We start from the raw sequence: 26,405 nt of genomic DNA, 5'->3' as shown, positions 1-26,405 counted from the left end.
CGCGAATGATCATTCACCATCCGATCCTCGGCCCCCGTGACGCGCAGGAATTCGTCTATCTCGGCGATGCCAATCTGATCGACCGCCCCGACGGCATGACCGCTGGGGTCGAGGTCTTCCACGAATATCTTTATCAGCGGACCAACCCGGCGGGTGAGCACCAGGAGCTGTGGTACCACGAACAGGGAGACCGCTCCTGGCTGGTGATCACCCGCAATACCGTGACGCACGAGATCACCAAGGTCGAACTCGCCCGCGATGTGGCCCGCAGCCGGGGACGCAGCAAATGACCCAATCAAATCGGATCACCGGCGGCCAGATCGACCGCACCAAGACGCTCCGCTTTACCTTCGACGGCATCCCGTACCAGGGCCATCCCGGCGACACGCTGGCCTCGGCGCTTCTGGCGAACGGCGTCAAGCTGATGGGCCGCAGCTTCAAGTATCACCGCCCCCGCGGGCCGATCTCTGCCGGGTCCGAGGAGCCGAACGCGCTGGTCGAACTGCGCAGCGGCGGGCGGCAGGAACCCAACACCCGCGCCACGGTGGCCGAGCTGTTCGATGGCCTGACGGCGAACAGCCAGAACCGCTGGCCCTCCTTGCGTTTCGACGCGATGGGGATCAACGACAAGCTTTCCACCTTCTTCGCGGCGGGGTTCTACTACAAGACCTTCATGTGGCCCAAGTCCTTCTGGGAAAAGCTTTATGAGCCGATCATCCGTCGTGCGGCGGGCCTTGGCTCGGTCACGCGCGAAGAGGACCCCGACAACTACGACAAAGGCTTCCTGCACTGTGACCTCCTCGTCATCGGGGCCGGTCCCACCGGCCTGATGGCCGCCCTGACCGCCGGTCGGGCGGGCAAGCGGGTGATCCTCGCCGACGAGGATTTTCGCATGGGCGGGCGGCTCAATGCCGAGACTTATGCGGTCGGCGACCTACAGGGCGCGGACTGGGCGGCGGGCGTCGTCGCCGAATTGTCCTCCATGCCCAACCTCCGCCTGATGACCCGCACCACGGTCGTCGGCGCCTTCGATCACGGCATCTACAGTGCGGTGGAACGGGTCTCCGACCACCTTGCCACCCCTACCGATGGCAAGCCCCGGCAGATCCTCTGGCGCATCTACAGCGGAAAGGCGATCCTGGCAGGAGGCGCCACCGAACGACCCGTCGCCTTTGAAAACAACGACCGCCCAGGCATCATGATGGCTGGGGCGCTGCGGGCCTATGCCAACCGCTGGGGCGTCAAGGTGGGCGAGCGTGTCGCGGTCTTCACCAACAATGACGACGGCTTGCGCACCGCCCTGGATCTGCAGGCCATAGGCGTCGACGTCGTCGCAGTGATCGACAGCCGCGAGGGGGGCGATCTGCTTCCCGGCATCCGCCACCTGCAAGGGGCCGAGGTGATCGACACCGCCGGAAACCTGGGCCTGAAGTCCATTTCCGTGCGCCAAGCGAACGGCCGTTCGGAAACCTTCGCCGTCGATGCACTTGGTGTGTCGGGCGGCTGGAACCCGAATGTGAACATCCACTCACATCACCGCTCGCGCCCGGTCTACGATCCCGCCATTGCCGCCTTCATTCCCGGCAAGGACGGCCCGCCCGGCCTTCTGGTCGCCGGAGCCGCCGCAGGCCAGATGTCCACCCACGCCGCCCTCAAGACCGGCCGGGACGCCGCGATTGCCGCCTGTGACCTGACGAACGGCCCGGACCTGCCGCAAGCCGAGGATGCGCCGGTCCGGATCACTCCGCTCTGGCATGTCGCCCACGGCAAGGGTCGCGCCTGGATCGACCAGCAGAACGACGTCACCGTCAAGGACATCAAGCTCGCCAAGCAGGAGAACTTCACCTCCGTCGAGCATCTGAAGCGCTACACCACGCTGGGCATGGCGACCGATCAGGGCAAGACCTCGAACGTCATCGGCCTTGCTGTCATGGCCGAACTCACCGGCCGTTCGATCCCGGAAACCGGCACCACGATCTACCGCCCGCCTTACACTCCCGTTGCGATGGGCACGCTGGCGGGCCGGTCGCGTGGCCGCGAATTCAAACCTTTCCGCCTCACCCCCAGCCACCATTGGGCCAAGGAACAGGGCGCGATCTTTGTCGAAGTCGGCAACTGGCTGCGCACCCAGTGGGTCCCGAAGGCGGGCGAAACCGAATGGCGCCAGTCCGTCGACCGCGAGGTTCTGGCGACACGCAAGTCCGTCGGCATCTGCGACGTGACAACCCTCGGCAAAATCGACATCCAGGGCACCGACGCGGGCGCCTTCCTCGACCGCGTCTACGCCAACACCTTCTCCACCCTGGCCGTCGGCAAGTGCCGCTACGGGTTGATGCTGCGTGAAGACGGAATCGTCTTCGACGACGGCACCACCGCCCGCATGAGTCCCAGCGAGTACGTCATGACCACCACCACGGCCAACGCCGTGACGGTGTTCCGGCACCTCGAATACTGCCGCCAGGTCCTTTGGCCGGATATGGACGTCCAGCTTATCTCCACCACCGAAGCCTGGGCGCAGTTCTCGGCCGCCGGTCCCAACGCGCGGAACCTGCTGGCGAAAATCGTCGACCAGGACATCAGCGACGCCGCCTTCCCCTACATGGGCGCGGGCAACATCACCGTCGGCGGCCTTCGCGCGCGGCTCTTCCGGATCAGCTTCTCCGGCGAACTCGCCTATGAAATCGCCGTCCCCACCCGCTATGGCGACGCCCTCCTGCGCGAGATGCTGGCCAAGGGGGCGGAGTTCGATCCGATCGTCTATGGCACCGAAGCCCTGGGCGTGATGCGGATCGAAAAGGGCCACGTTGCGGGGGGTGAACTCAACGGCCAGTCCACCGCGCTGAACATGGGCCTTGGCAAGATGGTGTCGAAGAAGAAGGACTCCATCGGCATGGTCCTCAGCCAGCGCGAAGGCATGACCGCCGAAAACGGCTACCGCCTTGTCGGCGTGAAACCCGTCGACCCGCAGGCCAAACTCACCGCGGGCAGCCACTTCCTGGAAAAGGGTGCTGCTGCGGTCGCGGCGAACGATGGCGGCTGGCTGACCTCCAAGGTCTACTCGCCGCACCTCGGCTGCGACATCGCGCTTGGCTACCTGAAAGCCGGCGACACCAAGATCGGCCAGCGGATGCGGATCGTGAACCTGCTCGCGGGCCTGGATACCGAGGTCGAGATCATCTCGCCCCACATGTTCGACCCGGAAGGAGAGCGTCTCCGTGGCTAGTCTCATGGCAATGACTGCGCTTGGACGGCGGGAACCGACGACCGTCACCCACGGCCCGCTGACGATTACCGAACGCACCGACGTCGCCCTCGCGTCGGTCGCCGCCCGCAAGGGCCGGATGGCAGACCTGGCGCAAGCCGCACAGGCAGCGGGCACCCCGCTGCCCGGCCCCGCGACGCATCAGCGCGGCACGCCCTACAGCGCCTTCTGGACCGCGCCCGAGATGTGGTTCGTCGAGGCGCCCTTCGCCACGCACGAACTGATCGCCGAGATGCTGAAAGCCGCGCTCGGCGACGCGGCCAGCATCACCGAACAGACCGACGCCTGGGTCGCCTTCGACCTTGCCGCGCCCGATCTGTCTCCGGTCCTGGAACGGCTCTGCAACGTCGATTTCCGTCATGTCCCGGACGGCCATGCCACCCGCACGATGATGGAACACCTTGGTGTCTACCTCATCAAACATGGTCCCAAAGAGGCGCGCCTTTACGGCCCGCGCTCCAGCGCCGAAAGCCTGCTTCACGCGCTGGAGACGGCGGCCCACTCGGCCTTATAGCGTCAGGCTTGCCTGACAGCGTGTTTCCCGGTAGTGAAATCACTGATAGTGGTTCACCCCGGGATAGTTGTGCATGTCCGATGGCTCAGCCAATTCTGTTCTTCCGCGCGGCAAACCTGCCTTCGATCAGGATCCGCACCGCCTGCGCGAAATCACCGAGCGCAACCTTGAAGCCGCCATCGGGCGCGAGGTGCGGAACTTTCGTCGTCAGCAGGGGATGACCGTTGCCGATCTGGCCAACGTCACCGGCCTGTCGATCGGGATGCTGTCGAAAATCGAGAACGGCAACACCTCGCCTTCGCTGACCACGCTTCAGGTCCTGAGCCACGCCTTCTCTGTCCCGGTCACCGCCTTCTTCCGCAGCTACGAGGAACGCCGCGAAGCCCAGCACGTGAAGGCGGGCCAGCACGTCGAAATCGAGCGCCGCGGCACCCGCGCCGGGCATCAGTACAACCTGCTGGGCCATATCGGATCGAACAATTCCGGCGTGGTGGTCGAGCCCTACATCATCACCCTCACGACCGAGAGCGACACCTTCCCCGCCTTCCAGCACGAAGGGCTGGAGCTTCTCTACATGCTGGAGGGCGAGGTCGACTACCGCCACGGAGACCAGGTCTATCCGCTGAAACCCGGCGACAGCCTGTTCTTTGACGCCGACTCCCCGCATGGTCCCGAGACGCTGGTCAAACTGCCCGCCCGCTACCTGTCCGTGATCGCCTACCCGCAGGGCTGAAATGCTGACCGATGACCTTGCTGCTGTCGTCGGCACCGCGCATGTCCTGACCGGGTCGGACATGACGCGTTATGCGCGCGACTGGATGGGCCGTTATGAAGGCCAGCCAGTCGCCGTCGTACGGCCCGGTTCGACCGCAGAAGTCTCCGCTGTCGCCAAAATTGCTGCGCAGCATGGCGTGCCCGTCGTTCCGGTCTCGGGCAATACCGGTCTGGTCGGGGGCACCATGACACGGGGCGGGCTGCTGCTGACCCTGGAACGGATGAGCCGCATCCGTCAGCTCAAGCCCGACGCAAAACTGGTCATCGCCGAGGCCGGCGTCATCCTCAGCCGCCTGCACGAAGCCGCTGAAAAGGATGGACTTTACTTCCCGCTCTGGTTCGGTGCCCGTGGCTCCGCCATGCTGGGCGGGGTCCTGTCCACCAACGCGGGCGGGTCCAACGTCCTGCGCTATGGCTCGACCCGCGGGCTTTGCCTGGGGCTGGAGGTCGTGCTGGCCGATGGGCGGGTGCTGAACCTGATGTCCGAGCTTCACAAGGACAACTCTGGCTACGACCTGAAAAATCTTTTCATAGGTGCCGAGGGCACCTTGGGCATCATCACTGCCGCCGTGATGAAACTGGTGCCGGCGCCCAAGGCCCACGCCACTGCCACCGTCGCCGTCCGTTCGCTGACCGATGCGCTGACGCTCCTCAACCGCATGCAGGAGGCCACCGGCAACCGGGTCGAAGCCTTCGAGTTCATGCCCCGTACCTACTCCGAACGCCTGAAGGAAGCCCGCCCCGACCTTGGCCTGCCCTTCGACCACATCCCGGACGTCACCATCCTGATCGAGGCCGCCACGACCGTCCCGACCGAGGCCAGCCCGGACGCCAACGGCGACATTCCCCTTGTCACCACCCTGGAAACCATCCTGGCCGAGATGATGGACACGGGCCTTGTCACCGACGCGATCCTTGCACGCAGCGAACAGCAGCGCCGCGCGATGTGGGCGCGGCGCGAGGCGGCGGCCGAGATCGGCGTCGGGCTTCACCCCGAGGTCGACACCGACGTCTGCCTGCCGCTCGACAAGGTCGAGACCTTCCTGAAGCGGGCCATCGACCAGCTGGAGGCGCTTGATCCCGGGGCGCGCACCATCACCGTGGCCCACCTTGGCGACGGCAACCTGCACTTCACGGCCTACCCGACGCGCGACGACAAAGGCCTGAAAGACAAGGTGCTGGAGGCGATCGAGGATGTCGTCGCCGACGTTGGTGGCAGCTTCTCGGCGGAACATGGCGTGGGGCTGTCGAAGCTGCCGTCGATGTCCCGGCGCAAGGACCCGGTGGCGCTGGACGTGATGCGCGCGGTCAAACAGGCGCTGGACCCGCAGAACCTCATGAACCCGGGCAAGGTGATCCCAGGCTGACCTTGCGGCCCCCGGCCCCAAGGGATAGCCATGCGCCATGTCCGCCATCCGTCTCTGCCTCACCGACCCGGCCCTGCGCGCCGCGGGCCTGGTCATCGCCCTGCAGGGTGCGGTCGTCTGCTCGTTCGGGCCATATTTCTCGACCCTGGCGGTTAACACCTTCGGCTTCGGTGACCAAGGGTATGCCATCCTCCTTGCGCTGTCCTCGCTGGTCTCGGTCGCGGCCTCGGTGATCGGGGGCATCCGCGCCGACCAGACCGCGAACCGCCGGAAGGTGACGCTGATGGCCGTGCTGTCGCTGGTTCTTGGCACCCTTCTGATGGCGGTCACGCCGGGCCGCTGGATCTTCGCCCTTGCGGCAGCCCTGTTGATCCCGATCAGCAGCATCACCTTCGGCCAGGTCTTCGCCCTGGCGCGGCTTGCCGCGACGCGCTACCCGCCGGACCAGCGCGATGGGATCATGGCGGTGATCCGCGCGCTGTTTGCCGCGCCCTTCGTCATCGTCCTGCCGCTCTGGTCACTGGTCTTCGCAGCCGGAGGCGAGGTCACGCTGATCTTCCCGGTCGCACTCATCCTGGCAGCGGGGATGCTTGTCGCCGTCCTGCGGCTCTGGCCTGCCGATGGCAGCACCCTCTGGGTCGACCGTCCCAGCGGCCTTAGCTTCCGCGCCGCCCTCGCCGAAATGGGCCGCCTGCCGATCGCCGCCCGCGTCGTCGCTTTGGGTGCGGTGACCGGGGCCTCGACCGTCTACATGGCAATCGTGTCGCTGGTCATGATCGCAGACGTCGGGCGGGGCACGGCGGATGTGGCGCTTTACGTCGGCCTTGTCGCGGGGCTGGAGGTGCCGTTCATGCTGCTCCTTCCCAACCTCACCCGTGGGGTCCCCCGCACGCCCCTGATCTTCATCGGGGCGGCGCTTTACGGTATCCACGTCGCCCTGCTGCCAGTGCTGGCGGGCTCACCCCTGGTCTGGCTTCTGGTCATACCCGCCGCTATCGGGGGGGCCGTGACCCTGACCGTTCCCATCGCCTACCTGCAGGACCTTCTGGCCGACCGTCCCGGGGCAGGGGCCTCGCTCATGGCCGTGCAGCGCCTTGCGGGGGATGTGATCGCCGCCATCTGCTTTGTGCTTGGAACCACCTTTGCGGGCTACGGCACCGTTGCGGTGCTGGGGGTCGCGGTCTCGCTGGTCGGAGCCGCCGCGCTTTGGGCCGCTGACCGTCGCTGACGTTTTCTGCGCAGAAAGGCGCGGCAATGCTGCAAGGAATGCTGCGCAGCAATGCCGTGAAATCAGCGGCTTGACAGCCTCACTCCGCCGCCACCGTCCGCAGCTCCAGCGTCAGGATCGCGGCCCCCGCCCCCCCACCGGAATCATCCGTCAGGGCTATCGCTCCCCGCGTCGTCTGCCCGAACCCCGCCTCAGCCAGTGCCGCACCGAAAGCCGTCCCGCCCACCGCCCGCGTCGTCTCCAGCGCGTCCTGCGCTAGGTAGCTCAGATCCTCGACCGGGCTTTGCGGCTTGGCGGGTGTCACGACGACCAGCATCCGCTCGTGTCCCAGCACATCGGCACTGATCTTGAACAGGCCCTTCCGCAACTCGTCCCCCGGCTGCAAGCGGCCCGAGAACCAATGGCTGACCGACCAGTCCGCCCCGATATAAAGCACGTTCACATCGACCGGCCCGTCGCCGTTGTTCTTCGCCAGCACATGCACCTCGTCCTCCGGCACCAGGGTCGGTACCGGGGCGAAGGGCAGGGGGCGAAGCGTCCGGTCTTCCGGCGTGCGGGTCAGAAGTTCCACGGCGACGTCCGGGTTTGACGCGCCCACCGCGCCCGCCAGCTTCAGCAGGTTCTGCGCCCGCGCCATCGTCACCAGCGTATCGGCCAGCACCGCCGCCAGGTCCGCCCCGTCCTTGTCGCCCGTGGAAACCGAAGGCGTGGTCCCCAAGTCCTCCGCCAATCCGGTCGCGGGCAGCACCCAGATCGCATCCGGTCGCGGACTGTCCGGCAGCACTGCCAGCCGCAGGTCCGCCTCCTTGTCCGGCGCGACGAAGCTTAGCCGGGCGCCCGCCGCCGCCTGCAACTCTGCCAGAACCGACAGCAAGGCATCCGCCGGCCCGCTTCCCGCCCTGGGCAGCGCCACCGTCAGCGTGAAGTCCAGCGCCGCGTCCAGCTTGCGCAGCGTGATGCCCTTCGGCAGTTCGGCGGGCAGGACCTTCCCGTCCTTCTCGACCCCCCGTGCCGTCGAGGAAAAGGTCTCCACCGACGTCAGTTCGACGAACCCCAGCGCCTCGGCATCCGATGCGGCTGCCGACCCCATCACCGCCAGCACCGCACCTTCCGACAGTCCGTGCAGCGTCCCCGCCGGGATCGTGAAACCGGCGTCCGTCACCTCGGCCTGCCACTGCGACACCCGCGCACCGCCCTCGCCACCAAAGACCACCTGATCCAGATCGCCTTCGAACAGGGGTGTCGATTTCGCGAGGTTCTTCACCGCATAGCGCCGCAGCACCTCCTGTCCCAACTGCCCGTACGTCGCGTTCGGGTACTCTGCCAGCGTCTCCATCAGCGTCCAGGTGAACACGCCTTGCGGCTTCCGCCCCGGCTTGCCCCTGGGCAGGTTCTTCTCCGGCGTCACCTCGTTGGTCTGGGCTGCGAAGAAGGCGACGAAGGACCCTTCGCCCGCGCCGCCATCGAACGGGGCCTCGGTGGCCCTGGGGTCCACCGACCGGCTGACCTCTACCGCATCCACATCGATTCCCAGCGCCTCGGGCGGCAGTTGCCGAACCCGGACATCGTCCTCGGCACTTGTCACGGCCCGGGTCGCTGTCCCCGAATGGCAGCTGTCGAACACCGCCCAGACATTCGCACCCTTGGCGCGCAGCCCGTCGATCAGCGCGCCGATCTCGTCGTCGACCAGCGCGTTTTCCACCGCGCCCACCTGGTCCGACCACGGCCCGATGTCCACCGGCAGGAACAACTCGTCCAGTCCGTCCAGTTCCGTTGCGGGGTCCAGCGCCGGTGCCTGCGTCCCGTGCCCCGAGAAATGCAGGTAGACGAAGTCCCCCGGCTGCACCTCCGCCGTCAGGTCGGCAAAGGCCCCTCGGATCGCCCCCAGCGTCGGTGGCGTCGAGCCGGCCACTCCATCCGACAGCACCGTCACGTTCTCGGATGCAAAGGGGACCGGGGCCTCGGTGGTCAGATACTGCGCCACCAGTTGCACATCATTGGCCGGGCCCTTCAGCCACCACCGCTCCTCCAGGTTCGGATACTGGTTGGCGCCGATCAGCAGCGCATAGTTCTCGCGCGCCACGGCGGGAAGGGCGGTCAAAAGCAGGGCCGATGTGAAAAAAGCTTTCATCAGTTTGTCATCAAGGCGTACTCGGCCCCCACCGGGCCCTTGTTGTCCACCTTCAGCGTGAAACTCCCCGCGTTGGCCGGGGTCCAGCCACAATAGGCGATGTGGCTGATGTCCGTGTCCGAACAGACCAGCCGCCCTTGGTCGTCATAGACGCCGAGGTTCAGGTTGGTGGCCGCCTTCGCCTCAACATAGACCTCGGCATATTCCCCACCCCGGAACTCGATCGGCGGATAGGTGTCGCCCTTGCCGTTGCCCAGACTGCCGATGTTGTAGACCGGCCCCGCGGCAACGCCCTTTGTCGTCTCGACCCGCGCGTCCTCGATCAACCCCAGCACCACCTGATCGTCCCCCGCCAGCGCAGCTGCCGAGGCGAGCATCTCCTCCCACGACAGCGGGGCCCCCTGACCGGCTGTGCCCCCCACCGCCTCCCGATCCCCCGCGACCGGGGCCAGCCCCTTGCGCAGCTTCGCCGCCGCCAGCACCAGCAGCGGATCGCCCGCCTGCATCCCCGCTGCATAAAGCCGGGCGGAAAGCTCGGCCACCTTCACGGGTGACGGCACATCGGCCAGTGCGGGGGCCGAGGCGGGAAGGGCAAGGCCGATCAGGCAGACGGCAAGGAAATGGCGCATGGGAATACTCGTCGGGCTTTTGTTGCACCGAACATGCGGCCCCGCTTCGGCCCTGTAAATGCAGGAATTCCAGATGACAGCCTTTGTCACGTGCCGCACAGCGCCCGCCCCGCTAGCAAGACCGCATCAAGGCAGAACAAGGGTTTTCTCCATGCAGGCACAGTCGGAAAAGCGGCAAAGACCGCTCAGGTTCATCGAGGCATTGGCGGCGCTTCTGGTGCTCGCGCTGGTCGCGGTGGTCAGCCCGGCCAGCGCCTCGCCCCTCGACGCCGCGATGGACAAGGTCTTCACCGTGCGCTCCGCCGATCCGGAAGACAGGTTCCTCGGCTCCGCCTTCCTCTGGCACGACGGGACCGTCGCCGTCACCAACGCCCACGTGGTCGGCACCGCCGAGGAAATCCGACTGATCGACCGCCACGGTCTTGACCTTACCGCCCTCGTCATAGCCCGCGACCCGATCCGCGATGTGGCCGTGATCTCGCTGCCGACCCCCGCCCAAGGCCTCCAACTCGCCTCCATCGCCCCCGAACTCGGCGACGAAGTCTTCGCCCTCGGCGCACCCCTCGGCATGGAGTTCACCCTGACCGAGGGGCGCATCTCCACCCTAGCGCGGCAGACCGACATCGCCGTCCCGATCCTCATGCTGCAACATGATGCCGCCGTGAACCCCGGCTCCTCCGGCGGCCCGCTGGTCGATGCCCAAGGCCGCCTTCTGGGCATGAACTCCCGGATCGCCGACGGCAGCCGCATGTTCGTCGGCATCGCCTACGCCATCCCCACCGCCGAGCTGCAGCGCATCGTCCAGGGCCTCATCGATGAGACCTTGCCACCCTTCCCGACGCTTGGCCTGACCGTCCGCCCCGTCGACCGCCAGATCGCCGAGACGCTTGGCGCCAAAGCCCAGGGCCTGCTGATCGACTCCGTCGCCCCCGGCAGCCTTGCCGAAACCGCAGGCCTGCAACCCGGCGACATCATCACCGCCACCGCAGGCAATCCCCTCCGCCAGCCCGGAGACTTCGCCTTCGCCATCGAACGCGCCAGCGCCAAGGGCCGTGCGGACCTCACCATCCACCGCGCCGGGCAGCCGCAAACCCTCACCCTCGTCCTCACCGCCGATGTTCCCGGCGGGCTCCGCACCCGCGACATCGCCCGCGCCCCGGCCACCGTCACCGCCTACACCTTCGCCGCTCTCGGAGTAACGCTGGACCCGCAAGGCACCGTCACCAAACTCACCGACAACTCCCCCGCGCTTCTTGCCGGGCTGGCGAAAGGCGACCGCATCCTTGCCGTCAACGGCACCCCGCAGGACCTGGCCATCTTCATCCTCGCCGCCCCCGCGCTTCTCCTCCTGCAAGCCCCCGGCGGGCAGACCCGCCACATCCGCCTTGACCCCTGGCACGCCCCCGAAGGCGTGCGGCCGGTGGGCGGGGCGAATGTTCTTGACCCCGACGTGGTCGTGTTTTGAATGGACGCCAGATGGACCGCATCCTGATCATCGAAGACGACCCCGAGACCGCCGCCGCCGTCCGGCATGAGGCCGAGGCGCTTGGCTGTGCCACCGACCACCGCGACACGCTGGCCAGCGGGATCGAGGCCGCCACCACCCAGCCCTACAAGGTCATCGTCCTTGACCGCATGCTCCCCGGCGGCGACGGGGTGGACGCGATGGCCCGCATCCGCGCCGGTGGCTCGACCGCGATGATCCTGATCCTCTCCGCCCTCGGCCGCGCCGCCAACCGCGTCGAAGGGCTGGAAAAGGGCGCCGACGACTACCTCCCCAAACCCTTCGAGCCCGAAGAGCTTCGCGCCCGCCTCCGTGCCCTGCTGCGCCGGGGCACGATCCAGGTCCTGGACAACGATCTCCTCGCCTTCGGCGACCTTGAAATCCGCCTCAAGGCCCGGACGGTCCATGTGAAGCGGAACCACGTCCCGACCAGCCCCAAGGAATTCGACCTCCTCACCTACTTCGCCCGCAACGCAGGCCAGGTCGTCACCCGGATGCAGCTTCTGGAGAACGTCTGGAACCTGCACTTCGACCCCGGCACCAACGTCGTCGATGTCCACGTCGGTCGCCTGCGCCGCAAGCTGGAGGAAGCCGGAACCACCGCGATCCAGACCGCAAGAGGCGAGGGCTACATCTTCGCCCCCGTCCCGGCACCCCCCATCGGAACCACGGTGTGACGCCAACCCGACCAATCGCCGCAAGGGCCACCCTGCGCCTTGCCGCCCTGATGGCGTTGGCCGTGACGCTCCTTTCCCTCGGTGCGATGGTTCTCCAGTACCGGCTGGTCGAAGCCCGCCTGATGGCCGCCCAGCAAAGCTTGCTGACCGCCGACCTGAACGGCCTCGCCGCCCTTTACGACCAACGCCGCATCATCGCGCTGCGCCAGGCCATCGACACCCGCGCCACAGCCGCCACGGAGGGCGAAATGCTCCTCCTGATGGACCGCAACGGCGCAGCCCTCGCCGGAACCCGCAAGGATTGGCCCGCCCCGCTTGCCCCCGCCGGAGATACCTTCACCAGCCAGGGCGTAGTGGAATTCACCGAAGACCGAACCCGCTGGCTCGCCGTCGCGCGCGAGCTTCCGGGTGGCTTCCCCCTTCTCGTCGCCCGCAGCCTGCAGCCTGTCGATGACACCCTTTCCGCCCTCAGACGCGGCATCTTCGCCCTCCTCGGCGCCCTCCTGCTCGCGGGCAGCCTCGTCGGCTGGCTCGCCGCCCGCAGCGTCATGCAACGGATCAACCGCATCAACACCCTCGCCGACCGCGTTGCCGAGGGCCAACTCGATGCCCGCCTCCCCGGCCCCCGCTCCGACGACGAGTTCGGCCTCCTCGAAACCCATGTCCACGCGATGCTGGACCGCATCGAAAACCTGAACCGCGCCACGCACCGCCTTTCGGACACCATCGCCCACGAGCTGCGCACCCCGCTCAACCGGATGCTCCAGAAGCTGTCCCGCATAGAAGGCCAGGACGACCTCACCGCCGACCTCAAGGCCGAGATGCGCCAGGCGATCCGCATGTTCGACAGCCTGCTCGACATCAGCCGGGCCGAGGCTGATCAAGGCACCGGCGGCGGCCTTGTCCCCGTCGACCTCTCCGCCACCGCCGCCGAGGTGTGGGACCTTTACGACGCATTGGCCGAGGACAAGGGCCTCGTGACCGAAGCCCGCATCACCCCCGGCCTCCACATTCTCGGCGACCGAAACCTGATCGCGCAGGTCCTGTCGAACCTTCTCGACAACGCCATCAAGTACTGCTCCCCCGGCGACCACCTGACCCTGACGCTTTCCCCTGACACCGACCGCATCCTGATGCGCGTCGCCGACACCGGTCCCGGCCTGCCCGATGACCTGAAGCCCGAGGCCTTCGACCGCTTCACCCGTGCCGAGCGTGACCGCGCCACCCCCGGCCACGGCCTTGGCCTCGCCTTTGTCCGCGCCATCGCCGCCCGCCACGGCGCAAGGCTGACCGTTCCGCCCTGCGAAAAGGGTTTCGCGCTTGAAATCCGCTGGCCAAGGCTGCAGCAATCGGACTGAACCTCCGGGAGCTTCGATGCGCCGCGCCCTCCTCCCTCTCCTCATCCTCTTCGGCTGCGCTCCGTGGAATCCGCCGCAGAACCAACCCCTGCAAGGCGAGAACGCCCCCCTCACCGACAGCGCAGCCGCCGACGACCTCTACATCGGCCTCGCCTTCTCGGGTGGCGGGATGCGTGCCACGGCTTTCGCCTACGGGATGCTGCAAGAACTGCGGGCCGCGGAAACCGGGACCCCGCACGGCCTTCTGGATAACGTCCGCCTCGTCTCCGGCGTCTCGGGTGGCTCCGTCATGGCCGCCCAGATTGGCCTCAACGGTCCGCAAGGCATGACCGGCTTCCGTGACGCGTTCCTGACCACCAATGCCGAAGCCTACATGACCACCTCGGGCCTGAATCCCCTGACCATCGCCAAGGGCATCGCCGGGGGCGTCAACGGCCGCGACACCTTTGGCCGCACGCTGGACGAGACCCTGTTCCACGGCGCCACCTTCGCCGACCTCCGCCGGTCCCGGATCAAGACCTGGATCAACGCCACCGACATGGCGAACAACACGCCCTTCCTCTTCAGCCCGGAGACATTCGACGCCCTCTGCTCCGACCTCTCGAAGGTCAAGCTGTCCGAAGCCGTCGCCGCCTCCGCCGCCTATCCCCTGGTCTTCACGCCCATCGTCCTCGAAGCCCATCAGGGCAAATGCACCTACCGGGAACCCGACTGGCTGACCGCCGCCCGCTACAACCCCGAAGCCACCGCCGCCATGCGCGCCCATGCCCGGGCGCTGGAAAGCTACACCAACCCGGACGAGGTGAAGTTCGTAAAACTCCTCGATGGCGGCATCACCGACAACTTTGGCACGACGGGTCTGGCGGTCGAACGCGCCCGCGCCCAGGTCCCCTACGCCCCCCTGACCGCCGAGGAAGCCGTCAAGCTGAAGCGGATGCTGTTCCTCGTCGCCAATGCGGGCGTCGACAAGGACTACGACTGGACCCAGAAGGTCGCCGGACCGGGTGGCGTCAACCTTGCGATGTCCATCGCCACCTCCGCCATGTCCGCCGCTTCCCGCTCCGGCTACGATTCCATGCGTGGCGAATTGCGCCTGTGGGAAGCCGAGCTGATCGAATGGCGCTGCGCCCTGCCTTTGCCCGAGGTCCGAAAACTGCGTGGCACGATCCAGGGCTGGGACTGCAAGGACGTCAAGCTTTTCGTCGGCGAAGCCAGCTTCGCCTCCCTCCCCACCGCCCTGCGCGACCGACTCGACGCCGTCCCGACCCGCCTGAACCTGCCGACCGACCAGGTCGACATGGTCATCGAAGCCGGCCGCCAAGCCACCCGCGCGACGCCCGAGTTCAACGGTTTTCTCGCCTCGCTCGCGGGCAACGACGTCGACACCCGCATCCAGACCGGCATCGCCGCCGGCGGCCGCCGCGTGACGCCGCTGAACTGATCAACTCAAGGCCCTTCCAGACCCACGCCAGTCCCAGGCGCCTCCACTCCTCCCGTCCTGAGGCGATGTGGAGTCCGACCGACTGCCCCGATGACAATTCCCGCCACCCGCGCTTTCCTAACCGGCAGAGACATCCACACCTGCATCCAGATCGGCATCGCGGCACGCCGCTGAACTCACTTGACGCGACCCGGCGTCGTCCCTTCAGACGCGACAGACGCCCTTCGCGGACTCCGCCCGCCTTTCACATTTGCCCAAATATCCCCGCCGGAGGCACACCCGAGCCGCTTTGCGTTCTTCACGCAAAGCGGCGAGACCAAAGACTTGCGCGTCAGCGCTCAATACAAAACCCGTCCCAACCCGACGTGAGGGAAGGAGCACCCAGCCCCGGCAGCACAGGCACCCCAACGGATCGGCCCCGGTCCGGCCCCAAAGCACCACCGCGCATGACAAATCCCGTCACGCCCCCAGGCCCACTTGCCCCACGCCCCGCCACGGATATCCTGCCCCGATCATGCGCGCCTGGCTTGCCCCCTTTGCCCTGACCCTGGTCCTCCTGGCCCCGCCCACCCATGCCGAAATCCGGGCGGTGATCGTCGGAGTCTCCGACTACCTCACTCTTGACGCCGACCTGAAAGGCCCCGCGAACGATGCCCGGCTGATGGCCGAAACGCTCCTCTTCCGCGGCTTGGACCCGGGTCACCTCACCGTCCTCACCTCCGACCCCGCGGGCCTTCCCGCCGGCACCACCACCGGTCCACCCACCCGCGCCGAGATCCTCCACGCCCTCGACGCCGCCACTGCCGCCTCGACCAAGGGCGATACCATCGTCTTCACCTTTTCCGGCCACGGCGCCCAGGCGCCCGACCTTTCGGGGGACGAGGGCGGCGGCTATGACGAGCTGCTCCTCCCCGCCGACGCCGCTGGCTGGAAGGGCAGCATCGGCGCGGTGGAAAACGCGCTGGTAGACGACGACCTGCAGGCCTGGGCACAATCCACCCTCTCGAAGGGCATCAAGGTCGTCGCCCTGATCGACGCCTGCCACTCCGCCACCGGCTTTCGTGCCGTGGGCGGGCAGGGGGTCGCCAAGGTCCTGGACGAGGCCCAACTCGGCATCCCCGACGACGTCACCCCCGTCGCCGGCACCCCCGCCCCGCCCCTCAGCGGAGACTTCGTCTTCCTCTACTCCTCGCAGTCCGACCAGCGGTCCTTCGAATATCCGATGGCGGATGGCACCTGGCACGGCGAGTTCACCCTGCGGCTCGCTCAAACCCTGCGCACCGCCCCGGATGCGTCCTGGCAGCAGGTCCTCACCGCCACCACCGAGGCGATGGCCCAGGGGCCTGCCCGGCAGATGCCCGATGGCGAAGGCCCGCTCCTCGACGCCCCGGTCTTCGGCCAGGGCAGCGCAACCCAGCGTTTCCCCGTCGCCAACGGCAAGCTTGCCGCCGGCCTTCTCGATGGTCTCGCCGAAGGCACCGAACTGGCGCTTTACGCCGACCCCAGCGGCGGCACTCCCCTCGCCACCGCTACCCTCACCAAGGTCTCCGCCCGCGAGGCCGTGCTTTCCGCCCCGCCGCCCGCAACCGCACTATGGGCCGAGCTTCTCTCCATTCCACCCCCTGCGCCATTGACCCTTGCCGCCCCGGTCCGCGCCCAACCCGACGACGGGCAGGATTACACCGCCTGGACCGCCGCCCTCCCGCCCCCCGGCGCCAATCCCGACCTTGTCCCGATCCTGACCGAGGGCACTGTCGCGCTTGCCAATGCGGATGGCACGCTGGACCCGCAAGGCCCCGGCTCCACCCCCCGCATCCGCCCCGAACCGGGTGAGACCAAGGCGCAGGCGCTGGACCGCACCCTCGCCCAGGCCGCCCACGGCCTCGCCCTCCGCAAGGTGCTTGCCGGCGCCACCGGGCGCAGCCTGACCGGCAAGGCGCCCCTCACCGTCACCACCGAACGCCGCGCCGCAACGGGCACCTGCGGCCAGGCGGCGGACCCGGAACCCTTTGACCCGACCCAAGGCGTCGCCCCCTGCGACCAGCTCTGGCTGACCGTCATCAACACCTCCGGCACCGCGCAGGACGTCTCGGTCCTCTACTTCACCGCCGCTTTCCAGGTGCAGCCGATCTACCCGCCGCAGAACCTGTCGAACCGCCTCGCCCCCGGAGACTCCACCCGCATCGGCCTGATGATCGAACCCGACAGCACGGCGGGACTGGAGGAAATCTGGACCCTCGCCGTCCCCGCCAGCCCCGACGCGCCCCGTGTCGACCTGACCCGCCTCGCCTCGACCGACACCACCCGCGCCACGCCCCCAGACCCGATGACCGCCTGGCTGGAACCGCGCCTCGACCCCGACACGCAAAGCCGCGGCTTCAGCCTGAAACCCGCGCCGCTGACACTGCTGCGCCAGATCATCCGCCTGACCCCCGGGGACACCGCCCCCACACCGATGGAGAACTGAATGCCCCGGCTCCTACCCGCCCTGATCGCCACGCTCCTCGCCACGCCCCTGATGGCCGAGGCCCCGCAACTCGCCGCCCCCGACCCGGCGGTGGCCTCGCCCTTCGCCTTCGCAAAATCCGGCGCCAAGGCTGAACGCGGCAAGACGGCAGAACAGTCCGGGGCGAAAGTCATCGGCGGCGAGGTGGCCCCCGACGGCGCCTGGCCCTGGCAGGTGGCCCTCCTGATCGGCGGCGCGCCCGTCTCCACCGACGCCCAGTTCTGCGGCGGCTCGATGGTGATGGACCGCTGGGTCCTCACCGCCGCCCACTGCATTCACATGGAACAGGACGACGGCAGCTTCGCCGACCTCGCCCCGCAGGACGTATCGATCCTCGTCGGCACCAACACCCTCAGCCCCGGCGCGGGCGACCTGATCCCGGTCGAAGCCGTCTTCCGCCACCCGTCCTACATCGGCACCGAGTTCGACTTCGACATCGCCCTCATCAAGCTCTCCCGCGCGCCGCAGGTGCCCTACCAGACGGTGGAGGTCCCCGACGCCGAATACGGCGACATCCTCAACCAGCAGGGGGTGACCACCATCGTCACCGGCTGGGGCCTGCAGGAAGGCGCGCAACCTTCGCCCGAACTGCGCCAGGCCCAGATCCAGGTCCTCGACCGCGCGCTCTGCAACCAGTCCATGCTGGAAGCACGCGCCGAGGACGCGGCGGGCGGCTTCGGCTACGCCGTCCAGACCCTCGGCGTCCCCGACGCAGACGCCTTCGCCATCTGGGACCAACTGATGGCCAAGGCCCCCGACGCCGTGTCCGAGAACATGATCTGCTCCGGCACCTTCGAGGGTGGCAAGACCTCGTGCAACGGCGATTCCGGCGGCCCCTTGGTCGTCCCGGTCGACGGCGGCGGCTACATCCAGGCCGGCATCGTCAGCTGGGGACTGTCCGCGACCTCCGGCCAAGGCTGCGAGGAAACGGCGCTTTTCTCGGCCTACACCAATATCTCGAAGTTCGTGCCGTGGTTGAACGAAACCATCGAGGCGAACCCGTAAAAGCGGTGAAGTCTAAACGCTCTGCGTTAAAGAAGAGAAGTCGCCCATAAGGTGCAGCACCATGGAAAGTCCCGTTGAACTTATGCGCGTTTCGATTGCGTTGTTGGCCGAGTCCCTTCAACCCGATACCTACGCCATGATCCCGACAAGCCGCGGGCTTGACGCAGTCATCGACAGGCGCTTTGAAACCCAGGTGAAGAGCTATCGATGGTATGCGATACTTTCTCGAGGGAACTACTTGGCGGCGGCTGCAGATGTTGGAGGACGACGAATCTCCCTGCAGAGGTTCGTGCTCACTCTCGCGCATCCGACAATGACCCTCGACGAGGTGAAGCAGGTATCCTTCGCCAATAAACTGCCATTTGACTGCAGACTGGAAAACATATCGGGCCACATCGGTCGGACTGCAGTGATGCGAAATCGGCGATCCAAGGCGGGTACAAGCTCGATCTTCAAGGGCGTAATCAAGCGCACGTCGACCTCTGGTGCGGTTCGCTGGGCGGCGAGCATCGCGACCCAGGAAATTCGCTACAACCTTGGTTACCATCATACTGAACGACTCGCGGCTCTCGCCTACGACGCAGCTGCCTACCTGCTTTTCGAGAATGCAGCGCTCTACAACCTGCCAGACATCTGTCCTGATCCGCGTCGCTGGAGTTTGTGCGTGAGCGTATCGCTCGCCAAGAACACTTGAATCCGCAGAAATCGACTGGAGCGGCATCTACGTTAGTCAAAGATTGAAACTTGCCCTAGGCTGCGGAATTTCACGCACCACCACTGAGACCGAATAGATGCAAGGTCCGCCTACACCCCGCCCCCCATCCCTAACACAACCCTAACGCCCACACCCAACTCCTTGATTTCCTTGCGGCCCCCCCCTGCCCGCGCGTGGGCACCTCTCAGATCCCCAGCGCCACCTTCCGCCCCTCATGGAACGCATAGGCTGCCAGCCGGGGGGCCGCGCAGTCCCCCACCCGGTGCATCACCTTCCCCGGGATCACCTCCGGGAGCGGATCAAACGCCCGGTTCGTCGTCGCCATCACCAGGGCCGACGCCGGGATCACCTCCTCCTCCCCGGTCAGGAAGGACCGCACGGTCACCCCGTTCCCGTGCCACCTCACCAACTGATGCTCCGCCAGCATCCGCACCCCCAGCGCCCCCAGCCGCCGCCGCACCGACCCGTCCGCCGAGGTCCGCGCGATCTCCTTACCCACGAACGGCTCCGGCGTGACGATGGTCACCTTCTTCCCCTGCTCCGCCAGCGCCCAGGCCGTCCCGACCCCGCGCCAATTGCCGCCCTCGTCGTAGACCACCACCGCGTCGCCCAGCCGAGCCTCGCGGCGCAGCACAGCTTCGGGCGACCAGACGCCCCCCGCCTCGATCCCCGGCAGGGATGCCTCCGCTGGCACCCAGCGCTGGAACCCGGTCTCGTCCGGCAGGGACCCCGTCGCCACCAAGACCACCTCCGCCGGATGCCCCGCTACCTCCTCCGCCTCCAGGAACGTGTTCAGCCGCAGCGTCACCCCCAACTGGTCAAGCTGCCGCTCGTACCAGTCCATCAACTCCAGAATCTGCCCGCGCCGCGGCTGCATCCCCGCCAGCCGGAGCTGCCCGCCGACGACGCCCGAGGCCTCGACGATCTCCACCCGGTGCCCCCGCTCTGCCGCAACCCGTGCCGCCTCCAGGCCTGCAGGCCCAGCACCGATAACGAGCACATCCTTCGGCGCAGCCGCAGGCGAAAACCGATCCCCACCCCACTCGAACTCCCTCCCTGCGGAAGGATTGATCAGGCAGGAAATCCAGTAATCCCGCGACCGCCGCCCCCAGCACATCTGGTTGCAGGAAATGCACCCGCGAATGTCGGAAGAACGCCCCTCTGCCACCTTCCGCGCCAGATGCGGGTCGGCGATCTGGCCGCGCACGATCGATACAAGATCGGCCAGACCCGAGGCGATGATCGCCTCGCCATTCTCCGGCGTCCTGACACCGGCCTCGGAGGTCACCACGGCATGCCTCAGCGCCCCCTTCAACTGGGCGGTCAAAGGCGTCGTCAGCTTCTCGCCATGCGTGAAGGCCGGGATGATCGACTCGAACTCGAGGTATGACCCGGCCCCCACGGTCACGTAATCCACGTGGCCGGTCCGGTCGTGCAGATCCAGGATTTCGCACAACGCCTCGGCCCCCAGCGTCACCTCGTAGGCCTCGGAATAGCTGACCGCCAACCCGACGATGAACTCCTCGCCGCAAGCCCGCCGCACCCGCTCGATCAACTCGCGCGAGAACCGCGTGCGGCCCTCCAGCGCGCCGCCCCATTGGTCCGTCCGCTGGTTCGACCAGGGCGTCCAGAACTGGTCCAGAAGCGAGTGATAGGCCGCCCAGACCTCCACCCCCTGGAACCCTGCCGCCTTGGCCCGAACTGCCGCCGCGACATGGGCTTCGAGCAGCTCCTCCACCTCCGCCCCCGTCATGGCGTGGGACCCGTCCGAGTCGTGGTAGGACGGTCCACCCGAGGGCGACCAATGCGGCGCGAAGCTCAGGTCGGAATCGCCATGCGCCCCCACGTGGTACAGCTGCTGGATGATGACCGCGCCCGCGTCCTTCACCTCGTCGGTGATGGTGCGGAAGGCCGGGATCACCCGATCATCCGAATGCAGGAAGTTGCCCCGGGTCAGGACCCCGGTCCGGTGCACCGGCACGGGTTCCGCCACCACCATCGCCGCACCACCGAGCGCCCGCTCCAGCAGGTACTTCCCGAAGCGTGGCCCCGGCATCCCCTGGTCCGACATGTTGGCGGTGTGCGCCCCGAACACGATCCGGTTGCGCAGGGTGTGGTCGCGCAGTTTCAAAGGGGACATCAGGCGGGGATGCTGGGTCATTCGGGCCTCCATAGACCCGCATGTCAACAATTCTCGACACATGTGTCAAGTTTTGCGCGCGCCGGAGTTTTCGAAAACTCCGGACCGGAGCCTTCAAAGGCTCCGATGCGATTTCTTCGAAGAAATCGCCTACTCCGCCGCCACGTCCCAGCCCGAGATGGCCTTGACCTCCAGGAACTCCTCGATCCCCCAGACGCCACCCTCGCGCGCCCGGCCAGAGGCCTTTACCCCGCCAAAAGGCGCGCCCGCGCCACGAGACTTCCCGTTCATCTCCACCATTCCGGCCCGCAACTGCCGCGCCAGCCGGTTCCGCCTGGCGCCGTCCTGCGACTGGACGTAGTTGGTCAGCCCGTAGGGCGTGTCGTTGGCGATCTTCACCGCCTCCTCTTCGCTGTCGAATGGAATCATGCAGAGGACCGGCCCGAAGATCTCTTCCTTTTCGATGGTCATCCCCGGCTTCACATCCGCGAACACGGTTGGCCGCACGTAGTAGCCCTTGTTCATCCCCTCCGGCAGGCCCAAGCCCCCGGCCACCAGCCGCGCACCCTCGTCGATGCCCTTCTGGATATAGCCCTGGATCTGTTCCCACTGGCGCTTGTTCACCACCGGCCCGATATGCTTGCCCGGCTCGCTGGCCGGCCCGACCTTGATGCCGTGCGCCACTTCGGCCGCGATCTCCACCGCCCGGTCGTAGAAGCCACGCTCCACCAGCATCCGGCTGGGTGCGTTGCAGGACTGGCCCGAGTTGTTCATCATGTGCCGTACGCCACGTTCCACCGCGCGGGCATCGGCATCGGCGAAGACCAGGTTTGCGCCCTTGCCGCCCAGTTCCAGCGTGACGCGCTTCAGCGTTTCCGCCGCCGCCTGGGTGATCGCGCGTCCGGCCCGGGTGCTGCCGGTAAAGCTGATCATCTCGACATCGGGATGGCTGGACAGTCGCGATCCGACCCCGGCCCCATCGCCGTTCACCAGGTTGAACACCCCCGCCGGGATGCCTGCGTCATGGCAGAACTCGGCGAACAGCATCGACGACAGGGGCGATTCCTCGGACGGTTTCAGCACGCAGGTGCAACCTGCCAGCAGCGCCGGGATCACCTTCAGCGTCACTTGGTTCATCGGCCAGTTCCACGGGGTGATCAGGCCGACAACGCCGATGGGCTCCAGCGCGATCATCGTCCCGGGAGCATGGGCGCCAAGCGGCTTGATCCACTCCATGTGGTCGAAGGCCTTCAGGAAGTTCTTCAGGTGCCAGGGCAAGCACTCGGCCTGATCATCCCGCGCCATGTCGATTGGCGCCCCCATCTCGCTGCTGATGGCTTGGGCCATCTCTTCCTTGCGCAGGGTGTATTGCTCCAGGATACCCTCGACCAGGCGCCGCCGTTCGGCCGGAGGCGTCGCCGCCCAGGCGGGGAAGGCGGCCTTCGCCGCCGCGACGGCACGGTCGGTGTCGGCCTCGGACCCGAGCGAGATCACCGCGCAGGCGTCCTCCGTCGAGGGATCGATGACCGGGCAGTCCCGCGCTTCCAGCGGAGCAACCCATCTTCCGTCGATGTAGAATTCACGCTTGGTGATCATGGTCGGCCTCCGAGAAAGGAAATTTGATCATATCCTGACAGGTGCCGCACCGGACGACAAGGGCGGGTGGCAGACCTTGCCAAATCCCTGAGGTCTGCTGCCAAGGCGTTGATCTTGCATGAGGCCCGGCACCAGTCCACGGTGGAAACATCACTTGAGCGGTCGCACCATCGTGGTAGAGGCGGCGAATCCGAACAGGAACCTCAGGGCGCCCAGCTCGACGGTCCGGACCGGCTGGAACCCCTGCCGCTCGTAAAGCGCCCGGGCCCGCCAGTTGTCCTGGACCACATCCAGCCGCACCGCCCCATACCCCAGCTCTGCCGCTTCTTGATACAGGGCCGCCAGCAGCGTCGACCCGATCCCCTTGCCGCGGTGCGCCTTCCCGACGCAGATCCCGTCGATCAGGAAACGGTCGTTGTCGACCTCGTGCCCCAAGGCCCAGAGGATGCCGCCGCGCCACCGTCCGCCGAGCCGTCCATAGACGTCGGTCAGATCGCCCCACGTCCCGCCCGCAAAGCTGCCCGCCGGGGTCTTGTAGCCGGCCAGCCCGATCAGCTCCCCGCCGTCGCCCACGGCCGAAAAGCAAAGGTCGCCCCGGATCACCCGCTGGAAGAACTGCAAGGCCCGGTCGTCCGGCCCCAGCACGCGGCCAAGCTTGCCTCCGAACGCCTCCCAATAGAGCCGTGCCGCCTGCGGACGCAGCTGCGGGTGGAGACCACGGAAGATGGTCACGCCCATGTCAGCGCCTCGGCCAAGAGCGGGGCGTGATGGGCGCCCAGGATCCAGCCTTCCTCGGCCGCCTCGGGGGGCGCGTCGAACAGCGGTTCCAGCCGGTCGGCCCGCGCCAGCCGGTAGAAGGCCCGCGACAGAAGCCGAACCTGCGCCTGGTCGGCGGTCAGCCCCTCGCCGTTCGCAAGGATCGCGACCGGCCCGGCCAAAAGCGAGGGGTAGACCTCGGCCAGCACCACCGGCGCGTCGGGGGCGGCGAATGGCCAGACGGCAATTCCGGGACGCTGCGACAGCCGGTGGATCATCGGCAGGCCAAGCAGGCTTTGCGAGCCGACGGACCCCGGATTGAACAGCATCCAGGGGCTTTTCGCACGCGGGACGGCGGCCTCGGCGGCGCGGGTTTCCGACAGACCCAACGCCTCATAGTCGATCCCGGCGCGGCGGAAGGGCAGACCGGGCCAAGTCTGTCCGGAAGGGTGGCTCCAGAACGGACCGGGTCCCTCGGGGAACAGCGCGTTGATCCGGGTCGCCACCTCGAACCGGTTGTTGCGGTTGTCGATGTCGGTGATGGCGCCCGCCAGCCAGTTCCAGACCGCCTGAGCGCGGGCCTCTCCGGTCAGGCGCAGGGCAAAACCCGCCGGGTAGCCCATCGCGAAATCGAAGCCGATCAGCAGTCGCAGCCCCTCGGACTGCGAGGTGTCGATCAGGGTCAGCAGCTGGGCTTCGGCCCCGGCACGGGTGCGGTGGTGCCACTCGGCCCCGCCCTCGGCATCGTGGCAGCCGATCCAGACGGCATTGGCCCGGTTGGTCAGGCTGGTGGGCAGGTTGGCCGCCGACCAGTCGACCACGATCACCCGGTCAAACAAGGCCGACCTCTCGCAGGATGAAATCGGCGACCGCCGCCGTGTCGTTCAGGTCCAGGACCGGAACCGGCAGGGTCAGGGCCGCATCGGTCGCCACGGCCCGCACCAGGGAATCGCCGGGCTGGATCAGGGGATGGCCGGTCTCGGCGCGCCAGACCTCGACCTTGGGATGGGCGTCGCGCTTGTACCCCTCGACCAGGATCAGGTCGACGGGGGCCATGCGCGCGAGGACCGCAGGCAGTTCGGGTTCCGGTCCCCGGTGTTCTACCAGGATCGCCAGCCGGTCGGCCGAGGCCAGCACGACCTCACGCGCCCCCGCCTGACGGTGACGGAAGGTGTCCTTGCCCGGCTGGTCGAGGTCCACCGTGTGGTGCACGTGCTTGACGGTCGAGACGGAGAGGCCCCGCCCAGTGATCTCGGCCACCAGCCGCTCCATCAGGCTGGTCTTGCCGGAGTTCTTCCAGCCGATCACGCCGTACACCCTCATGCGGCCCCCTTCAGCAGCGCTTCGGCGGCGGCAAGGTCCTCCGGCGTGTTCAGGTTCAGGAAGGCGCGGGCGTCGGGGAAGTTGGCGCGGGCCGCGTGGTGGGCTTCGGTGAAGCGGGTGACCTTGGCCTGACCCTCGGCCAGAAAGTCCGCGAGGGCAGGGGCCAGCCCCACGGGCCAGATCGCGGTGGCCGGGTGGTCGCCGGTGGCGTCAGATGCCAGCGCCAGCCCTTCGGGTGAGTTTTCGGCAGCGAGCAGAAGCTGCGGCACCAAATCCCCAGGCAGAAAGGGCGTGTCCACGGGGGTAGAGACCAGATGGGTCGCGCCCATGCTGGCAGCAGCCTGCAAAGCAGAAAGAACACCGGAGAGCGGCCCCTGCCGAGCGGCGTCCGCGACCACCCGGCACCCCAAAGCGGCGAAACGGGAGGCATCCCCATTGGCCGAGATCAGCACGGATTCCACCTGCGGCTCCAGCCGGTCAAGGACATGGGCAATCAGCGGGCGACCGGCCAGCTGGACAAAGGCCTTGTCCGCGCCCATTCGCCGGCCTTCGCCGCCAGCCAGGATCACCCCGAAGATGCGCAAATCAGATGCCTTTCCCGTTCAGGGCCAAGCCTAACGGATCACGCGCCCGGTTCAAGGCAAGCTCACGGCAGCGGAGTGCCGTCGTGCTGGACCAGAAGAACGCCGTGGTTGTTGTCGTCGTCATTGTCGGTGATGACGCGCGTTGTCACGCCCGGCAGCTTGCCGAAAGCGGCAGACAGCTTCTTGGGGTAGAAGGTCTGCGGCAGGCTTTCAAACCCCGGCACGCCGCGCAGGATCGACGAGGTGGCCTGGGTGCACATGGCCTTCGGAACGGCGCCATAGGCCTTGACCCGCGCCAGCACCAGTTCGGCCACCTCGGGCGAGACATAGATCTTCTGCTCGATCGTGTCGTAGGTGATGCGGGTGTGGTAGTCGATGTAGAAGGCCATCGCCTTGTCGTTCATGCCGAAATGGACGTCGTTCCGCTCCGGCAGTCTTGGGTGATACCAGGTACCGGCCGGGTCAAAGATCAGCCGTTCCGACCCGTTCACCAGGATCGCCGAATGCGCGCCCGATCCGGTGCGCTTGTTCACCACGGTGTAAAGCGTGATGTAGTTGGGCGGGCCTTCGACAAAGCGGACGGCCTCCACCTGTTCCTGCGGGGCCCATTTCGGTTGGGCTCCACAGGCGACCAGGCCCAGAAGGGCAACCAGGCAAAGGAGAAGGCGCATCCCGCCGGACCCCGGGATCAGGCGTTGACCAGGCCCATGAAGATCAGGACCGCAATGATGGCCACGGTGGCCCAGACGGTCATCCGGACGAAGCCCGCGAAAGTCTTTTCCTGCGCGCGGATGTTCATCGAGCCGTGGGCGTGCTCGGATTGGTTGTGGTCGGCCATCTTGGTTCCCCGAATTTGGATCTTTGGAAAAAGCCCATAGCCGATTCACCCGGGGCT

The 26,405-nt window shown here is 67.2% G+C and carries 23 protein-coding genes; 13 read left to right on the top strand and 10 right to left on the bottom strand.

Going from position 1 to position 26,405, the window contains the following annotated elements; all coding sequences use genetic code 11:
* The first annotated feature begins 5 nt into the window (after window positions 1–5).
* The 6 genes from Q0C42_RS20075 (at window position 6) to Q0C42_RS20050 (ending at window position 7,145) form a co-directional block, all read left to right on the top strand.
* A complete protein-coding gene (locus Q0C42_RS20075; protein WP_295080331.1) occupies window positions 6–290 on the top strand; it encodes a sarcosine oxidase subunit delta in 285 nt (94 codons plus the stop codon).
* Window positions 287–3,223 carry a sarcosine oxidase subunit alpha family protein gene (locus Q0C42_RS20070; protein ID WP_295080328.1) on the top strand — a complete coding sequence of 979 codons (2,937 nt, stop codon included), beginning with the start codon at window positions 287–289 and terminating at the stop codon, window positions 3,221–3,223. Before Q0C42_RS20075 ends, Q0C42_RS20070 begins: the two co-directional genes overlap by 4 nt.
* Window positions 3,216–3,776 (top strand): sarcosine oxidase subunit gamma, encoded by a 561-nt coding sequence (locus Q0C42_RS20065; RefSeq protein ID WP_295080327.1) that lies wholly within the window; start codon window positions 3,216–3,218, stop codon window positions 3,774–3,776. Before Q0C42_RS20070 ends, Q0C42_RS20065 begins: the two co-directional genes overlap by 8 nt.
* A 73-nt stretch (window positions 3,777–3,849) precedes the next feature.
* A complete protein-coding gene (locus Q0C42_RS20060) occupies window positions 3,850–4,509 on the top strand; it encodes a cupin domain-containing protein (RefSeq protein WP_295080325.1) in 660 nt (219 codons plus the stop codon).
* Window position 4,510: 1 nt separating this feature from the next.
* Window positions 4,511–5,917: an FAD-binding oxidoreductase gene (locus Q0C42_RS20055; protein ID WP_295080323.1), complete on the top strand. Its 1,407-nt coding sequence runs from the start codon at window positions 4,511–4,513 to the stop codon at window positions 5,915–5,917.
* A 37-nt stretch (window positions 5,918–5,954) separates the two neighbouring features.
* Window positions 5,955–7,145 carry an MFS transporter gene (locus Q0C42_RS20050; protein ID WP_295080320.1) on the top strand — a complete coding sequence of 397 codons (1,191 nt, stop codon included), beginning with the start codon at window positions 5,955–5,957 and terminating at the stop codon, window positions 7,143–7,145.
* Between the two features lie 79 nt (window positions 7,146–7,224).
* On the opposite strand, the gene Q0C42_RS20045 is transcribed toward Q0C42_RS20050, so the two are convergent.
* Together Q0C42_RS20045 and Q0C42_RS20040 are read right to left on the bottom strand one after the other, a co-directional pair.
* The gene (locus tag Q0C42_RS20045; protein WP_295080317.1) at window positions 7,225–9,276 is read right to left on the bottom strand and encodes a caspase family protein; all 2,052 of its coding nucleotides are present in this window, start codon (window positions 9,274–9,276) and stop codon (window positions 7,225–7,227) included.
* The gene (locus Q0C42_RS20040; RefSeq protein ID WP_295080314.1) at window positions 9,276–9,905 is read right to left on the bottom strand and encodes a hypothetical protein; all 630 of its coding nucleotides are present in this window, start codon (window positions 9,903–9,905) and stop codon (window positions 9,276–9,278) included. The genes Q0C42_RS20045 and Q0C42_RS20040 overlap by 1 nt, the downstream gene beginning before the upstream one ends.
* 151 nt (window positions 9,906–10,056) lie before the next feature.
* Here Q0C42_RS20040 and Q0C42_RS20035 point away from each other — a divergent pair, with 151 nt between their 5' ends.
* The 7 genes from Q0C42_RS20035 to Q0C42_RS20005 all read left to right on the top strand — a co-directional run bounded on the left by Q0C42_RS20035 (window position 10,057) and on the right by Q0C42_RS20005 (window position 19,090).
* Window positions 10,057–11,370, top strand: coding sequence for a trypsin-like peptidase domain-containing protein (locus Q0C42_RS20035; protein ID WP_295080311.1), 1,314 nt, complete (start codon window positions 10,057–10,059; stop codon window positions 11,368–11,370).
* Window positions 11,371–11,381: 11 nt separating this feature from the next.
* Window positions 11,382–12,086 carry a response regulator transcription factor gene (locus Q0C42_RS20030; RefSeq protein ID WP_295080308.1) on the top strand — a complete coding sequence of 235 codons (705 nt, stop codon included), beginning with the start codon at window positions 11,382–11,384 and terminating at the stop codon, window positions 12,084–12,086.
* Window positions 12,087–12,148: 62 nt separating this feature from the next.
* Window positions 12,149–13,444 (top strand): HAMP domain-containing sensor histidine kinase, encoded by a 1,296-nt coding sequence (locus Q0C42_RS20025; protein ID WP_295080305.1) that lies wholly within the window; start codon window positions 12,149–12,151, stop codon window positions 13,442–13,444.
* A 16-nt stretch (window positions 13,445–13,460) separates the two neighbouring features.
* Window positions 13,461–14,885 (top strand): patatin-like phospholipase family protein, encoded by a 1,425-nt coding sequence (locus Q0C42_RS20020; RefSeq protein WP_295080302.1) that lies wholly within the window; start codon window positions 13,461–13,463, stop codon window positions 14,883–14,885.
* Window positions 14,886–15,399: 514 nt separating this feature from the next.
* On the top strand, window positions 15,400–17,352 hold the full coding sequence (locus Q0C42_RS20015) for a caspase family protein (protein ID WP_295080299.1): 1,953 nt from the start codon (window positions 15,400–15,402) through the stop codon (window positions 17,350–17,352).
* Window positions 17,353–18,396, top strand: a complete 1,044-nt coding sequence (locus Q0C42_RS20010) for a serine protease (RefSeq protein WP_295080296.1) — start codon at window positions 17,353–17,355, stop codon at window positions 18,394–18,396.
* A gap of 61 nt (window positions 18,397–18,457) precedes the next feature.
* Window positions 18,458–19,090, top strand: a complete 633-nt coding sequence (locus tag Q0C42_RS20005; RefSeq protein WP_295080293.1) for a hypothetical protein — start codon at window positions 18,458–18,460, stop codon at window positions 19,088–19,090.
* Between the two features lie 205 nt (window positions 19,091–19,295).
* On the opposite strand, the gene Q0C42_RS20000 is transcribed toward Q0C42_RS20005, so the two are convergent.
* The 8 genes from Q0C42_RS20000 to Q0C42_RS19965 all read right to left on the bottom strand — a co-directional run bounded on the left by Q0C42_RS20000 (window position 19,296) and on the right by Q0C42_RS19965 (window position 26,348).
* Window positions 19,296–21,272, bottom strand: a complete 1,977-nt coding sequence (locus tag Q0C42_RS20000) for an FAD-dependent oxidoreductase (protein ID WP_295080290.1) — start codon at window positions 21,270–21,272, stop codon at window positions 19,296–19,298.
* A 129-nt stretch (window positions 21,273–21,401) separates the two neighbouring features.
* Window positions 21,402–22,847: an aldehyde dehydrogenase family protein gene (locus tag Q0C42_RS19995; RefSeq protein WP_295080288.1), complete on the bottom strand. Its 1,446-nt coding sequence runs from the start codon at window positions 22,845–22,847 to the stop codon at window positions 21,402–21,404.
* 150 nt (window positions 22,848–22,997) lie between these two features.
* Window positions 22,998–23,585, bottom strand: a complete 588-nt coding sequence (locus tag Q0C42_RS19990) for a GNAT family N-acetyltransferase (protein WP_295080285.1) — start codon at window positions 23,583–23,585, stop codon at window positions 22,998–23,000.
* Entirely contained in the window at window positions 23,576–24,442 is an 867-nt protein-coding gene (locus Q0C42_RS19985; RefSeq protein WP_295080282.1) for a molybdopterin guanine dinucleotide synthesis, read from the bottom strand. The genes Q0C42_RS19990 and Q0C42_RS19985 overlap by 10 nt, the downstream gene beginning before the upstream one ends.
* Window positions 24,435–24,926 carry a molybdopterin-guanine dinucleotide biosynthesis protein B gene (gene mobB / locus Q0C42_RS19980; RefSeq protein ID WP_295080280.1) on the bottom strand — a complete coding sequence of 164 codons (492 nt, stop codon included), beginning with the start codon at window positions 24,924–24,926 and terminating at the stop codon, window positions 24,435–24,437. The genes Q0C42_RS19985 and mobB overlap by 8 nt, the downstream gene beginning before the upstream one ends.
* Entirely contained in the window at window positions 24,923–25,510 is a 588-nt protein-coding gene (mobA, locus tag Q0C42_RS19975; RefSeq protein WP_295080277.1) for a molybdenum cofactor guanylyltransferase MobA, read from the bottom strand. The genes mobB and mobA overlap by 4 nt, the downstream gene beginning before the upstream one ends.
* Before the next feature lie 62 nt (window positions 25,511–25,572).
* Window positions 25,573–26,181 carry a hypothetical protein gene (locus Q0C42_RS19970; protein WP_295080275.1) on the bottom strand — a complete coding sequence of 203 codons (609 nt, stop codon included), beginning with the start codon at window positions 26,179–26,181 and terminating at the stop codon, window positions 25,573–25,575.
* A 17-nt stretch (window positions 26,182–26,198) separates the two neighbouring features.
* On the bottom strand, window positions 26,199–26,348 hold the full coding sequence (locus tag Q0C42_RS19965; protein ID WP_295080273.1) for an aa3-type cytochrome c oxidase subunit IV: 150 nt from the start codon (window positions 26,346–26,348) through the stop codon (window positions 26,199–26,201).
* Window positions 26,349–26,405 lie beyond the last annotated feature (57 nt).

Origin of the sequence: Tabrizicola sp., from assembly GCF_022842145.1 — a bacterium.
GTDB lineage: Bacteria > Pseudomonadota > Alphaproteobacteria > Rhodobacterales > Rhodobacteraceae > Tabrizicola.
This window is presented reverse-complemented; position numbering and strand designations above follow the sequence as displayed.

Bases quoted from the DNA above. Each gene is read 5' to 3' on its own strand.
- Q0C42_RS20060 (WP_295080325.1), top strand. From the start codon at position 3,850: ATGTCCGATGGCTCAGCCAATTCTGTTCTTCCGCGCGGCAAACCTGCC.
- Q0C42_RS20010 (WP_295080296.1), top strand. From the start codon at position 17,353: ATGCCCCGGCTCCTACCCGCCCTGATCGCCACGCTCCTCGCCACGCCC.
- Q0C42_RS20020 (WP_295080302.1), top strand. From the start codon at position 13,461: ATGCGCCGCGCCCTCCTCCCTCTCCTCATCCTCTTCGGCTGCGCTCCG.
- Q0C42_RS19970 (WP_295080275.1), bottom strand. From the start codon at position 26,181: ATGCGCCTTCTCCTTTGCCTGGTTGCCCTTCTGGGCCTGGTCGCCTGT.
- Q0C42_RS19995 (WP_295080288.1), bottom strand. From the start codon at position 22,847: ATGATCACCAAGCGTGAATTCTACATCGACGGAAGATGGGTTGCTCCG.
- Q0C42_RS19990 (WP_295080285.1), bottom strand. From the start codon at position 23,585: ATGGGCGTGACCATCTTCCGTGGTCTCCACCCGCAGCTGCGTCCGCAG.
- Q0C42_RS19965 (WP_295080273.1), bottom strand. From the start codon at position 26,348: ATGGCCGACCACAACCAATCCGAGCACGCCCACGGCTCGATGAACATC.
- Q0C42_RS20050 (WP_295080320.1), top strand. From the start codon at position 5,955: ATGTCCGCCATCCGTCTCTGCCTCACCGACCCGGCCCTGCGCGCCGCG.
- Q0C42_RS20070 (WP_295080328.1), top strand. From the start codon at position 287: ATGACCCAATCAAATCGGATCACCGGCGGCCAGATCGACCGCACCAAG.
- mobB (WP_295080280.1), bottom strand. From the start codon at position 24,926: ATGAGGGTGTACGGCGTGATCGGCTGGAAGAACTCCGGCAAGACCAGC.
- Q0C42_RS20035 (WP_295080311.1), top strand. From the start codon at position 10,057: ATGCAGGCACAGTCGGAAAAGCGGCAAAGACCGCTCAGGTTCATCGAG.
- Q0C42_RS20005 (WP_295080293.1), top strand. From the start codon at position 18,458: ATGGAAAGTCCCGTTGAACTTATGCGCGTTTCGATTGCGTTGTTGGCC.
- Q0C42_RS20030 (WP_295080308.1), top strand. From the start codon at position 11,382: ATGGACCGCATCCTGATCATCGAAGACGACCCCGAGACCGCCGCCGCC.
- Q0C42_RS20075 (WP_295080331.1), top strand. From the start codon at position 6: ATGATCATTCACCATCCGATCCTCGGCCCCCGTGACGCGCAGGAATTC.
- Q0C42_RS20015 (WP_295080299.1), top strand. From the start codon at position 15,400: ATGCGCGCCTGGCTTGCCCCCTTTGCCCTGACCCTGGTCCTCCTGGCC.
- Q0C42_RS20040 (WP_295080314.1), bottom strand. From the start codon at position 9,905: ATGCGCCATTTCCTTGCCGTCTGCCTGATCGGCCTTGCCCTTCCCGCC.
- Q0C42_RS20055 (WP_295080323.1), top strand. From the start codon at position 4,511: ATGCTGACCGATGACCTTGCTGCTGTCGTCGGCACCGCGCATGTCCTG.
- Q0C42_RS20000 (WP_295080290.1), bottom strand. From the start codon at position 21,272: ATGACCCAGCATCCCCGCCTGATGTCCCCTTTGAAACTGCGCGACCAC.
- Q0C42_RS20045 (WP_295080317.1), bottom strand. From the start codon at position 9,276: ATGAAAGCTTTTTTCACATCGGCCCTGCTTTTGACCGCCCTTCCCGCC.